At 40.1% G+C, this 12,827-nt stretch carries 10 protein-coding genes; 5 read left to right on the top strand and 5 right to left on the bottom strand.

Going from position 1 to position 12,827, the window contains the following annotated elements:
- Positions 1-809: 809 nt before the first annotated feature.
- Positions 810-2,051, bottom strand: a complete 1,242-nt coding sequence (locus CIK86_RS18975; protein WP_096317123.1) for an RNA-guided endonuclease TnpB family protein — start codon at positions 2,049-2,051, stop codon at positions 810-812.
- A gap of 613 nt (positions 2,052-2,664) precedes the next feature.
- Between CIK86_RS18975 and CIK86_RS18965 the strand changes: the two genes are divergently transcribed.
- Both CIK86_RS18965 and CIK86_RS19480 read left to right on the top strand, forming a co-directional pair.
- Positions 2,665-5,670, top strand: coding sequence for a TonB-dependent receptor (locus CIK86_RS18965; protein ID WP_086998525.1), 3,006 nt, complete (start codon positions 2,665-2,667; stop codon positions 5,668-5,670).
- Positions 5,671-5,828: 158 nt separating this feature from the next.
- Positions 5,829-5,957, top strand: coding sequence for a hypothetical protein (locus CIK86_RS19480; RefSeq protein ID WP_254910765.1), 129 nt, complete (start codon positions 5,829-5,831; stop codon positions 5,955-5,957).
- An 18-nt stretch (positions 5,958-5,975) separates the two neighbouring features.
- Here CIK86_RS19480 and CIK86_RS18960 read toward each other — a convergent pair whose 3' ends face one another.
- From CIK86_RS18960 to CIK86_RS18950, 3 genes are all read right to left on the bottom strand, one after another.
- The gene (locus tag CIK86_RS18960) at positions 5,976-7,457 is read right to left on the bottom strand and encodes an IS66 family transposase (protein WP_008467384.1); all 1,482 of its coding nucleotides are present in this window, start codon (positions 7,455-7,457) and stop codon (positions 5,976-5,978) included.
- 80 nt (positions 7,458-7,537) lie between these two features.
- Entirely contained in the window at positions 7,538-7,888 is a 351-nt protein-coding gene (gene tnpB, locus CIK86_RS18955) for an IS66 family insertion sequence element accessory protein TnpB (RefSeq protein ID WP_086996409.1), read from the bottom strand.
- Positions 7,885-8,226, bottom strand: coding sequence for a hypothetical protein (locus CIK86_RS18950; protein ID WP_024591408.1), 342 nt, complete (start codon positions 8,224-8,226; stop codon positions 7,885-7,887). The genes tnpB and CIK86_RS18950 overlap by 4 nt, the downstream gene beginning before the upstream one ends.
- A 133-nt stretch (positions 8,227-8,359) precedes the next feature.
- Here CIK86_RS18950 and CIK86_RS18945 point away from each other — a divergent pair, with 133 nt between their 5' ends.
- A complete protein-coding gene (locus CIK86_RS18945; RefSeq protein WP_096317122.1) occupies positions 8,360-8,902 on the top strand; it encodes a Slam-dependent surface lipoprotein in 543 nt (180 codons plus the stop codon).
- Positions 8,903-8,963: 61 nt separating this feature from the next.
- Positions 8,964-10,460 carry a surface lipoprotein assembly modifier gene (locus tag CIK86_RS18940; protein WP_086995637.1) on the top strand — a complete coding sequence of 499 codons (1,497 nt, stop codon included), beginning with the start codon at positions 8,964-8,966 and terminating at the stop codon, positions 10,458-10,460.
- Between the two features lie 120 nt (positions 10,461-10,580).
- Here the strand turns inward: CIK86_RS18940 and CIK86_RS18935 are convergent, their stop codons facing one another.
- Positions 10,581-11,483 (bottom strand): LysR family transcriptional regulator, encoded by a 903-nt coding sequence (locus CIK86_RS18935; RefSeq protein WP_086995634.1) that lies wholly within the window; start codon positions 11,481-11,483, stop codon positions 10,581-10,583.
- 101 nt (positions 11,484-11,584) lie between these two features.
- Here CIK86_RS18935 and CIK86_RS18930 point away from each other — a divergent pair, with 101 nt between their 5' ends.
- Positions 11,585-12,790 carry an MFS transporter gene (locus CIK86_RS18930; protein WP_086995631.1) on the top strand — a complete coding sequence of 402 codons (1,206 nt, stop codon included), beginning with the start codon at positions 11,585-11,587 and terminating at the stop codon, positions 12,788-12,790.
- Positions 12,791-12,827: the final 37 nt, after the last annotated feature.

Below are 12,827 nucleotides of genomic sequence, written 5' to 3'. Positions count from 1 at the left end.
CTCAACACCAAAAATATGTTACGTACATACAAAGATACAAGCTCTCAACACCAAAAATATGTTACGTACATACAAAGATACAAGCTCTCAACACCAAAAATATGTTACGTACATACAAAGATACAAGCTCTCAACACTAAAAATATGTTACGCATATACACAAGTACAAACTTTCAACCTCAGAATTGTGTTAAATATATTAAAAAAGAGCTTAATCTATCATTTTGCATGCTAGCGATGAGACATATACTATAAAAATAGTGTATGTCGTCAGAACCTTATTCTAAAAAAGAACACCAAATATATGTAATCTAAACACCAAATATATGTAATCTAAACACCAAATATATGATCCGAAACACCAAATATATGATCTAAAACACCAAATATATGATCCGAAACACCAAAAATACGATCTGCTGTCATGTTTTTATCTTTTAATAACAATAACTTACAGACACCTATAGATCTTATAGATCTTATAGTTTTAATAGATTTAATAGAATTAATAGGTACTGTGGATATGTGAATAAGTTAATGTCGAATCTAACGAGTTAATTAGATCAATATTTTACTAACTCATTAGTGAAATAGTTAACAATTAAGACTAATTACTCTATTAAGCTACTATTAAAAGGGATTAAGCTTTAAAAACACTCTGGAGTAGGTAAATACATGATCTCTATATTATCAAGCATCAATTAACTTGGACAGTTGATTTCATTAAGTCAGAACGTTACCTATAGACGGATATACATTGTGAACTACCCACAGACGCCACCACGTGTCGATCAATGGGCTTCTACAGTCTAGCTTATAAATGCTAGGCTGCTTCTTTTTTTCTCAGATCCAACAGCAAACTTCGATAGCTCGAAGACTTTCATTTTATTAGCTGCTTTCCGCTGAGAAGTGGGATTAACCCTTGCGACGATTCCAGCCGCTATTAAGTCTAACTCACCTGTGTTCGCTATGCTTTTAGCCGCTGAAAGGTCCCGATTTTGATGCGCTCCGCAAGCCACACAAATGAAATGTCTATCGTTCAATGTTAAAACATGGTGCTGGCCGCATTCTGCGCAAATCCCAGTCGATTTTTCAAATCGACCAATTTCATGATAGAGCTTGCCTTCAAGCTCAGCCTTGTATTTTGAAAGCTGAGTTATCAGAGCCATCACATTGTCAGCTACCATACTGCCATTGAATTTTTGCATCGCTTTTACGTTTAAATCTTCAAACACTAAAATGTCATTTTCATTGGTTATCTGTCGTGAGATTTGGTGTGCAAAGTCGAGCCTTTGCCTTGAGATCTTACCGTGTAATTTATTGATGCGTTGTCTTGTTTTGTGCCAGCGATTTGAGCCTTTATTTCGGCGGGCAAGCTGACGTTGCAATTGATTTAATTTGGCTTTTGATTGCTTTAAAAACTTTGGATTGTCGGCCACGTAGCCGTTCGAGCCAACTACCGTTTGCTTTGAGTTAATGTCAAAACCTGTGATTGTTTTTAAAACGCGAAGCGCTGTTTTGCACTCCACTTCTTGAGTAATACTGCATTCCCATTTACCGTGGCGAAACTGAACAGTTACCGTTTTGATTTTGCTAGCCAGTTCGCGATGTAAAATGATAGGCACTTTACCAACTTTTGGAATACTGATAGTGCCATCTTCAATACGGATGCAATTAGAATTGTTTACCGCTCGAAATGAATCGTTGTGAAGTTTTTTCTTTTTGTATGAGATTTTATGCTTTGGAAAGCGCTGCAAACGGCCTTTCGAGATTGCGTTCTTTAACGCTGTTTCTAAGTCGCGAGCAACTTGCTGAGCTGCTGCCGAGTCAAAAGACTTAATCCACGTAAACTCTTCAAAAGGCTTTATTTCCTTAAGAAGCGAGGCCATATCATTGTAGAACAAGAATGTTTTATCGAACTCATATCGACGCATATTTTCAGACAGTAATAAGTTCCAAATACCACGCGCAGTCGCGCCAAACTCTATGAGTTTAGCTTCTTGTTCTGGTGTAGGATTCAGTCTGTAATTGTATCTAAGCGTCTTTTTCATACACTGTATAGACTACTGTGTATGAAAGGGTTGTCAAGATAGAATATGAAACTAAATCACACTGCAAATATCTAATAGCGTTACATTTAATCTTAGTTGTGAAATATAGAAGGCAATTGCTACAAGGTAACTTAGGTGAATTTGTAAAACAAAAATTTCTGAAATTGCAGAGCGCTCAGAATTTAATATTGAAGAGATCGAGGTAGACAAAGATCATATACACATATTGCTTACGATTTCCCCGACCATTTGTGTTGCGAGTTATGTTCGTAGAATTAAACAATCAACGACACAAAGCCTATGGTCGAGATTTAAGTGGTTGAAAAAGCAATTCTGGATTGAGAAAATCTTTTGGTCTGACGGGTATTTTGTTTGCTCAGTTGGAAATGCTTCTGCTGATACAATTCGAAAATACATTCAAAATCAGGGCTAGTTATTCCGATTCATCCCATCGACGCCGCTTCGCGTCGATCAATGGGTTTTCTCGGAAGGATTCGATAAAAATTGGATAAAAACTTCTAACATAGTCTTTTTTAAATAAATTATTTATTGAGGAAAATACAATTTCATTCGGTATATCGCTTAACTGATAACTAAAAGAAAGGAAGTCGATATGCAATTCTTACATAGCCCTAAAATACTCACCTTATTACTCAGTGTTCATCTTGGGGTTACTAGTTTAGCAATGCCGATATTGTCACATGCGGCTAGTCCAATTACACATACATTTAATATTCCCGCGGGTAAACTTAATAATAGTTTAAATCAGCTCGCGATAACTGCAGGTATAGAGTTCCATTTAGATGCTCGTTTAACACATAAAAAACAAAGCCCTTTACTTAAAGGTAATTATAGCGCTGAGCAAGCTTTGAGTATTTTGCTCTCTAATAGTGGACTTTATAGTTTAATACAAGCAGATGGTTCATATAGAATTTTAGCAAAAGTAGATGAGAATAAAATAATTTTAAATACAATTAATGTAGCAACAGGAGATAACAATGGTGTCACTCGTGATGAAGCTGGTAAGCATGCAATTTATGATGACGATATATCTACGGTATATACATCAATAGATGAAATAGAACGATATAAGGGCAAAGATGCTGCTGATTTATTCAAAGGTATGCTCAATATTTACAGCGGTGATGCACGAAATGGTGGTGGTGTTGACCCCAGTATTCGCGGAGTGCAAGGACCTGGGCGAGTGCCATTATCAATAGACGGTACTGAGCAAGCAATTACTGTGTGGCGTGGTTATAGAGGGGTTTCAAATCGAAATTACGTTGATTCAAATTTAATTGGCAGTATTAAAGCAATAAAAGGTCCCTCTTTAACTCCGAATACACATACTTCTGTTGGTGGTGGGGTGCAAGTTAGTACTATTAGTGCTAGCGACGTACTGCTTGAAGGGGAAAGCAGCGGCGGGGGGCTTGTCATAGAGAGCAGTAATAATGCCGTTGATCCTAAGCTGCCCACTTTATTCACAGGGCAGGATTACAGGGATGTAGAAGGTTTCCCGCAAATGTCACCTAATTTTGCATATGGAGATCCTTCATTATGGCAAGAGATGAGTGGTAATAAAGAAAATAACCCTTTGTCAGGTGAAGATTACGCTTATCGTTTAGCGCTAGCTACGCGCCAAGATAACTATGAATTACTCGCCGCCTATGCATATCGTAATAAGGGCAACTACTTTAGTGGCACCAAAAAATCAGAGTTTTACAATAACCCTAATGATCAAGAGTTCAATATTACTAAAATGAATCCGCGTTCTCTAGCGCACCGTCAACGACCAGGTTATGAAGTGCCAAATACATCGAGTGAGTTGGAATCTTTCTTACTCAAAGGTGAATTTAAAATTAGTGAAAACCAGCAATTAAACTTAGGTGCACGTGTCACTAATGCGCAATATGGTGAAATTATGGCAAGTCGAGCTGGTGACATAGGTGAAAATGGTGAAATGGCGCAATGGCCTCTTAGTAAAGTTGAAGCACAAGCCTATAACATAAAATATCAGTGGAACCCGAAAAGTAAGTTTATTAACGTCACTTCAAACCTATGGAGCACCCATACTATTAGCAATACTAATTCTGCTGGCGGGTTCCCAAATTACGCTAATGCAATATGGGAGTTAGCGGATCCTGATGCAAGTCCAATAATACGTAATACAGCAGTTGCCAGTAACCGTGAGAACCGTTTTGGCTTTGATGTAAGTAACCAAATGATGTTATCCGATGAGTTGGAGCTAACTATGTCAGCGCGTTATCAATATCATAAAATTCGCTCAGAAGATGAATACCGGGGTACAGTCGATGGTTGGAAGCACTGGCCACGCGAGGGTAGACGAGAAGAGCTTGAAGGACAGTTTAATTTTAAATGGATGCCTAGTGAGTCGCTGATACTTTCAGCAGGTGCAAGTTATAAAAGTTATTGGGCGATAGATGACTTTTTATCAAGCCGTATTTCGGCTGGAGACGAGCGCTTTACGAAAGAACACTCTGCCGCTGAAGGTGTATATTTAGAATATAAAACAGCTTACACAGAAGCTGAACACCAAGAAATAAGAGAGCAAGAGAGAGAGCAGTTTGGTGATTCAAGCTTCTTTGTTGATAATCCTGCAGGATTGGAGAGTTTTCTTGATTTTAGAGAGAGTGATCGTAGAAAAAAACACAAAGCGGTCTTAGATCCATGGTTACATAATGGTGAGGGTAAATACCGCAGAGAGAATAATATATGTGTTAACGGGGAATTGAATAACGTAGCTAATTATATAGAAGGCAGTTGTCGCCAAGCGGGTGGGCCTGTAAATGAGTACGATAAGCAAATTGATGGCGGTAAAAAAAAGGGGAACCACTGGGCTCCAGCACTTGCTGCAACCTACTTATTAAATGAACATAGTCGAGTGTACATACGTTATACCGAGGGTATCCGCTTCCCGAGTATGTTCGAAAGTACCTTAGGCTTCTCGGCTAATAACAACCCTTACACAGGTATTAAACCAGAGCATACCTATAATTATGAAACTGCGTTTGTACATAACTTTGAGCAAGGGGATATTAAATTAACCTACTTTCATCATAAAACAAAAGATGTCATAGAACGCTCAGGTAATTTACTACGCTTTTACAATATTGATAAGCAAACATTGCAAGGGTTTGAGTTTCAAGGTCGCTATGACAATGGTTCGTTTTTTGCTGATTTAAGTTTATCTCATATGACTAAGAATGAAGTCTGTGATGAAAGCCTTGCAATTACTCAGGACCCTGTCGAGGGCTCAGTTCCGAATTGTGTACATGCTGGTTTTGCAGGTGGTTACTTAAGCGATCAAGCTATTCCTAATGACTCGGTTAATTTGAGCCTTGGTGGTCGTTATTTCGAAAATTCCCTAGAAACCGGATTACGAAGTGTTTATCTATCAGCAAGTAAAAGTGAAGAAGATCTTGAACGAGATAAAGCGCTGACTTTTGACGCATATGCAAAGTATAGCTGGAGTGAGCGCCTCAACGTTGAGTTGATAGCCACGAATTTAACCGATCTTTATTATATTGATCCACTGGTTCGTTCGAGTGTTCCAGCTCCTGGTAGAACTGTGAAGTTAAAACTACAAATGAGCTTTTAATTTATTGAATTAACTTAGTTGATTAGCTTAAAAAATAAACCCACAAACTAAATAGTTATTATTTTTTGTGGGTTTTTGTTTTTCGTTCGGTGTAGTTAATGAAAGCACCTTAGTTGTGCTTTTTATTTCATTGATTTTTATTTAAAAGGAACTGAAAAATGAACAAGTTATTCGCAACACTCGCAGTACTCACAACCACTTTTAGCTTTGCTGCTCATGCAAACTACGTAGGTACTCAAAATGACAATACCAATATTGAAGTAGGAGAGTCTACGGTTAATGGGTGAGCGTCTAGCGAACTACACCTATGTTTTAAAATTCCAGGGTAACAAGCTGTCGATATCGGGCTCAGGCTGGCACAGTTCATCAAGGCAAGCACAGATGTAATTAAATGGGATTAGACCATTTATCTTGGCGGTTTCCACAATGCTGTAAAGGGTGGCACTAGCATGGGCACCGTTAGCCGTTTGGCTAAATAACCAATTCTTTCGGCCTATCACAAACGGTTTTACCGCGCGTTCTGCTCTATTATTATCGATGCTAAGTCGGCCATCATCAACATAGCGTATGAGCTTGTGCCATTGATTTGCCAGGTAATTAGCTGCCTCTATCAGTTTGCTGTTCCCCACTAAATTTGGCTGATCCTGCTCAAGCCATATTTTTAGCTTGCTAAGAATAGGCAGGCTAACCTCTTGTCTTGCCGTATATTTGTCATCCACACTTTTATCTTTGATGCGTGACTCAACGCCGTACAGTTTTTGGATAAGGCTCAATACCACATCCACTTTGCCGGTTTTGTTTTTACCTTGTAGCTTTTTCGCGTCGATAAATTTACGACGAGCATGCGCCCAGCAGCCGATTAAGGTTGCCTCTGTTCTGGCATAGGCTTGATAGCCATCCACGTGCAAGTACCCTTGATATCCATCAAGATAATTGACCACGCAGGCGGCCGCGCGACTATTGTGGAAGTCGTAAAGTACGATATTAGGGATGGGATTATTCGGGTCTGGTGAATCTCGACCCGAGCAATACACCCACATGTAACTGTTTACTTTGTCCGATTTCACCACCTTTAATGGCGTTTCATCGGCAAACAGCGTGGGTTGCCTTAACAGCTCGGCTTTAAGCCGTTCAACTAATGGCGCGAAGAGTGTGGCTGATTTGTCTATCCAGCTGCTCATGGTCTGTCGACTGAGTTCAATACCGTATTGCTTAAACATCGCTTCCTGGCGATACAGCGGTAACCCGTATTGGTATTTACTGGTGATAAGCTGACTGAGCAAACTGCTGGTTGCAATGCCTTTGTTGATGGGCATGGCAGGCATTGAGGCTTGTTTAATCTGTGTCTGAGTTGAGGATTTATCACAGTGACGGCAGGCGTATTTAGGCCTAATATGCTCAATCACTTTGATTTTAGCGGGTATGAACTCAAGCTTTTCTGACTTATCTTCACCCATTCTATGTAGCTCACCGCCACAGCAATCACAGGTTTTGTCGATGATGTCGTGAATAACCTGCTCACGAGGTAAGTCTTTTGGCAGTGGCTTACGCACCGGCTTTTTACGGGTATAGCTAATGGATTGTTGCTCTGCCTCAACTTCCTCAACAATTTCTTCCACTTCATTGAATAACTCGCCTTGCCCGGCAAAGCCTTCAGCACTTTTGCCGAATTGTTTTTGTTGGGCCAAGCTCCAGCGCTCTTCCAATGCCGCAATCTGGGCATCCTTCTGCGCTAACAGTTTTTCAAGTTCAGCAATGCGCTGTTTAAGGGCGAGTTCATTTTTCATGACGCCTATTTTAAGGCATCCTCAAAGGCTTTGCAGTGCTAACTGAACTCACTTTGATGATCATCAATCGATCGCAAATATTAAAGCATTTTCTTACCTGCGACATCAATTTTACTGTGTCCAATCACATCATAACCCGATAATAACCAGTGTAATTGCTGCTCGCTTAAGGTCATGGTGGGTGACATGAGTTTGGGCCATTTGAACTTATGCTTATCTAATCGCTTATACCACAGTGCAAAACCGGTGTTATCCCAGTAAAGCAGTTTGAGTTTGTCACGGCCTTTATTACAAAACACAAATAGCGCACCACTGAGCACGGGTAGTTCAAGCTCTGCTTCCACCAACGCCGCCAGACCATTAATTGATTTTCGAAAATCAACGGCATCGACACATAAATAGACGGTGGGTACATCAACGAACATCCTCATACCGTTAGCCCTTTAATAATGGCAACGATATCGGCCGTCGCTAAATCGATAGGAAACGTGAGTTGGCCGGTTAGCGTATCAAACTGCAGCGTATTTTGACGAGTTTGCGCGCAGACTTCAGTAGTTTGTTTTACCTGGACAAAACGTGATGATGTAAGGCACTGCGTGTGCACTGGCAAGGTGGAATTAGGCTGGTCTTTTGCCAGTAAAGCACGTTGTTTATAATAAGTCGTAATAGCGACATTATGGTGTTGGCAGAATTCAATATTAGTACCACTAAACGTACTGCGTTGCAGCAAAAGCTGCTGCCACTGTGCGCTTGTTCTGTAAGTTTTCATCACCTGCTCCGAATTTATCATTGAGCAGGTATTTTTAGATAATCAGAACATCGATGCTAGGTGTGGTTCGCTAGACGCTTACGTTAATGGTGGTCCTCATGTAGCAGGGCGAGCTGGTATTGGCATCGCAGCAATGGGCTCTACTCAACAGAAAGTCGATTTTCAGGCATTATCAGCTTATGCTCAACCAACTAACGGTATTCACTCTTTAAGCATGGGTCATGGTGGTATTGGCGCATTTAATTTTGCAAAAGTGGGTACTAGTGATGTTTGGTTTGGTGAATGGTCACAAGATTTTAACGGTAATGGCAACGACCGCGCAGTATATTATGTTGGCAATAGTACCAACACGACAGTACCAGTAAGCGGCACGGCTAGTTATGCCATTAAAGGGGTTAATAAATTTAGCGGTAGTAATCAGTTAACCGGGGATTTTACGGCTAATTTTGGTACACAAAAGTTAACTGGTAGCTTGGCTAATTCAGCGCTTTCAGTGAGCATTGATGCAGATATCGTGACATCTACGGCAGCTTTTTCAGGAACGGCGCTTGCCAATGGTGTGGTATTTGGTAATAGCGAAGGCCATTTCTTTGGTGCTGATGCAGCATCACTTGCAGGTATTGCCACTTTTGCAAACCGTCAATTAGATACTGCGTTTGGTGGAGCTAAAAAGTAATCGCAATTATTTAGTTGGGGCTAATATTTAGCCCCTTTAATTGACGCTTTTGAGTATTATTATGAGCCATCAAAATAAAAATCATTACTACCGAACAGTAATACAATTATGGGTACTAATGTTAGTGTTAAACTCCCCTTTCTTATCTGCATCGACTGAAACGCGATTACATTTACAGCAACGTATAGAGCAAAATATAAAACAAAATGAGCATTCAATCGTTGCCGATGCGGCGCGTGATTCAGCTAAACCTTCCTCTTTTACAATTAATGGGCAACAAATCCAAGTTAATAACAATGTTCATGAGTTGGGCCAAGCAGTCTATTTTTTAATTCAGCATAAGCAATGGCCAGCTGCACAAAATTTGTTATCTCGTTATGTGGCATTAGAAAATTACGATGTGATGCTAGTTCATTATGCGCAAGGTGCGATTGCTCGATCTGCTGGACGTTTAAACGAAGCTGAGCAGCAACATTTGGTTGTGTTGGCTCAACAACAAGATTTTTTACCTAGTCAATTAGAGTTGGCGCGGGTGTTGTTTGATAACAATAAAAATACTGATGCGCTTATATTGTTTGAGCATATTGCTGAGCAGTTACCAAATGACAACCCTAAGGTTGACGGTGTTCGTCACACTGTAAACAGTTTTATTGATGCGCTTAACTATCGTCAAGCTTGGCGAGGGTCTTTTTCGTTAGGGCCAAGTCTTAGTGATAACTTAAATCAATCATCACAAAGTTATACGTGTTTGCTTTGGCTACCGACTGAAGAGTGTTTAATCGAGCGTAAAACCCCGCCTGAAATATCGGGAGAGGGCGTTGACTTTGATGCAAATATTAGTAAACGATTTACGTTTTCTGGTCACCACGGGTTGAGTTTTCGAGGCCTTGCTTATGGCAGTAATTATTTAAATAACAGTGAATATAATGAGCACACTGTGATTGCTAGCTTAGGTTATAGCTATCAAACGGCTTATGAACAATTTTCAGCATCTGGGCAATTTAAATACAATGCATTAGGTAATAGCACACTTTACAGTGCTGCGGGTATTAAGCTTGATTGGCTAAAAAACCTTTCAAAAAAACTAAATATAAAACTTGAACTTGAAATTGAGCAGCAATCTTATCAACCTCAGCACTATAGTTATCAATCCGGTACACAATTGGCAAATTACAATACCCTTTGGTATCAGCTTAATGAACAATGGTTACTATTTGGTGGTCTAGATTACAGTAAAAAGAATAACAGTGAACAGGTACATGCTTACCAATTATTTTCGAGTAGATTTGGTGTCAATAAGCGCTGGGGTAACGGGGCAGAGGCAACATTATTTGCATCACTCAGGGCGCGTAAATATGAGCAGTATAGTGCTTTATTGGCACATAAGCGTAAAGATCTTGAACAAAATTACACACTGATTGTAAGCATGCCAAGTCTAGCCGTATTTAGCATGACACCAGTTTTTACCTTAAATCATATAACAGTAAACAGTAATGTTGATTGGTTATACAGTTACGATAAAAATACGGTGAGTTTAAAGTTCGAAAAAATATTTTGAGCTTTAACGCTTGTCACAAGCAGAAAAATTAATTAAGCGCTACTTTAAGGTTTCATTACTTTTAATTCAAGCCTAGATTCAAATTGTAAGTGCATAACTTGTTTTTGCTAGATTAAGTGGTCAGTTGCCTAATTCCTGTTGTATAAAATCGACAAAAACTCTTGTATTTGTGGGCAAATAACGACGATTTGAATAAAGCGCGCATAAATGTAATGGAGCCGCTGGTTGCTCAAACTCAACCTCTATTAAACGTCCGTCAGTAATACTGGACTGGCAGGCTTCTCTAGATAAAATAGCAAAGCCAACACCAGAAATTGCAGCATGCAAGGCCATCTCACCGCTGTTGACACGATAGTTTCCATTCACCGTGATTGTCTCGAATCCCCCCTTTATATTGACGAATTGCCAAGGGACACCTTTTAGTGCACTTACCGTCGTAATACAGGGTAATTTTTTAAATTGGTCAATATGAGTGGGTGTGCCCCAACGTTTAATAACCGAGGGGGCAGCAACGATGGTACAGGGGATAGTGGCTAGGTTACGGGCTATATAATCACTGTCATCCATCTGTCCACGGGTAATGATAATGGCTAGATCTAAATCTTCTCGTAGTGATTCGAGGCCCGACAAATTCGTGATACAGCTAAGCTCTATATCTGGGTACTGATTGGCAAAATTGGCAATAATAGTCCCCAGTGTTGCAGGTCCAATTTCGTTTGGAATACAGATACGTAATGGACCTTTAATTTGAACTTGCCGTGACGTTAACTCGACTTCTGTTTGTTCCAACAACTCCAGTAATGGCTTTGATCGCGCATAGAGTAGTTGGCCTAACTGAGTCAATTTCATGTGTCGGGTACTGCGCTCAATAAGCTGAAGATTCAGTTTTTTTTCTAACTGAGAAATACAGCGACTTACGTTTGATGTGGGCATTTTAAGGGCTTTAGATGCTCCGACAAAACTTTCCTTTTCCACCACCGCAATGAAAATTTTTAAGGTTCTGAAATCTAGAGCAGTATGCATATATTATCCCAGTATTGATAATAGAGAGTGCTAATTGTACCTACTAGTGCTCAATATTGATAGCGGTTAAGCTGTATGCATCTTTAATCTATAGGTCGCCGATGATGCCACTAGCTAAACATAAATTTAAATATAGAGCCCTAATTCAAATAGCGGTTGTAACATCATTCATCCAGTTTACGAATGCACTAGAGTACATGGTGTTCAACCCTATTTTTACTTTTATGGCAGGGGATTTCTCAGTTCCTGTATCATTCTCAGGCTATGTATCCGGTGTTTATACATTCGGTGCAGTCCTTTCCGGAGTTTTTGCTTTTTATTGGTTAGACCGGTTTAATAAAAAGCGTTTTTTAATCATAAATATGGCGTTACTAGGCACGCTGACACTTCTGATTACGCTCACTACCAATTTTGGTGTCCTTCTGATACTACGATTCTGCGCAGGGTTGGTTGGAGGGACGACGATGGGGGCAAGTATCAGCTTATTGATTAACTGCACTCCGATCAACTTGCGTGGCAAAATGCTGGCAACGGTGATTGCATCATTTTCGGTGGTAAGCATTGTAGGAATGCCCATGATATTGTTCTTGTGCACACATTATGGCTGGCATGTCGCCTTGGGGTTAATTTGTGCATTTTGTCTGTTGGCGTTGCCATTGATCGTATTTATCATTCCCAAAGATTCTGTCCACTCAGAGACTAAGAACAGACTGTCTCTCGATGCTGACACTTTACTATTTGCCTCAAGTAATGCACTGGTACAGTTCAGTCCGATGCTGATTATTCCCATTTTAGTGCCATTAATGACGCAGCAGTTAGGCGTGCCGCAAAACTTGTTGCCCTGGTTGTTCTTCACGGGAGGTATCGCAGGTTACCTATCTACAAAGATAACTGGCTCATTAATCTCACATTATTCCACTCCGCTTTTGGCTATAGGTTCAACCGCAGTTTTTATGCTGAGTTTGTTAATCCTCGCCATGAACTATCAGAATGCGACACTGTTCATCATCTTATTTCTCGGTGCATCGTACAGTCGCTTGGTCTCATCTTCGACTATTGCGATTCAGTTCCCTGATGATAAGCAACGAGCTGGGTTCGTTTCATTGCAAACTTCAATTATGTATCTGGTAACAACCATTGCATTCTTTCTTTCTCCTCTGCTGATACCCAACGACGACATGACGCTACAGAACCTGGACAGATTGCTTATGATATGTGCAATAGCCGCATCAGGGTTTCCAATTATTGTGTTTATCTTGCAAAAGAAACTAACTAAAAACTTTCGCTTGTTAGAAAGAACATCCTAATCGCCAGCCTTCCCTATGGATGTAAAGAAGAAGATGC

The sequence above is a fragment of the Pseudoalteromonas sp. JB197 genome (genome assembly GCF_002332205.1).
In the GTDB taxonomy this organism is placed as follows: domain Bacteria; phylum Pseudomonadota; class Gammaproteobacteria; order Enterobacterales; family Alteromonadaceae; genus Pseudoalteromonas; species Pseudoalteromonas nigrifaciens.
Note: the sequence above shows the minus strand (reverse complement) of the source record. Positions and strands in the feature narration are given on the sequence as shown.

Bases quoted from the DNA above. Each gene is read 5' to 3' on its own strand.
- CIK86_RS18935 (WP_086995634.1), bottom strand. From the start codon at position 11,483: ATGCATACTGCTCTAGATTTCAGAACCTTAAAAATTTTCATTGCGGTG.
- CIK86_RS18940 (WP_086995637.1), top strand. From the start codon at position 8,964: ATGAGCCATCAAAATAAAAATCATTACTACCGAACAGTAATACAATTA.
- tnpB (WP_086996409.1), bottom strand. From the start codon at position 7,888: ATGAGGATGTTCGTTGATGTACCCACCGTCTATTTATGTGTCGATGCC.
- CIK86_RS18945 (WP_096317122.1), top strand. From the start codon at position 8,360: ATGGGCTCTACTCAACAGAAAGTCGATTTTCAGGCATTATCAGCTTAT.
- CIK86_RS18975 (WP_096317123.1), bottom strand. From the start codon at position 2,051: ATGAAAAAGACGCTTAGATACAATTACAGACTGAATCCTACACCAGAA.
- CIK86_RS18950 (WP_024591408.1), bottom strand. From the start codon at position 8,226: ATGAAAACTTACAGAACAAGCGCACAGTGGCAGCAGCTTTTGCTGCAA.
- CIK86_RS18965 (WP_086998525.1), top strand. From the start codon at position 2,665: ATGCAATTCTTACATAGCCCTAAAATACTCACCTTATTACTCAGTGTT.
- CIK86_RS18930 (WP_086995631.1), top strand. From the start codon at position 11,585: ATGATGCCACTAGCTAAACATAAATTTAAATATAGAGCCCTAATTCAA.
- CIK86_RS19480 (WP_254910765.1), top strand. From the start codon at position 5,829: ATGAACAAGTTATTCGCAACACTCGCAGTACTCACAACCACTTTTAGC.
- CIK86_RS18960 (WP_008467384.1), bottom strand. From the start codon at position 7,457: ATGAAAAATGAACTCGCCCTTAAACAGCGCATTGCTGAACTTGAAAAA.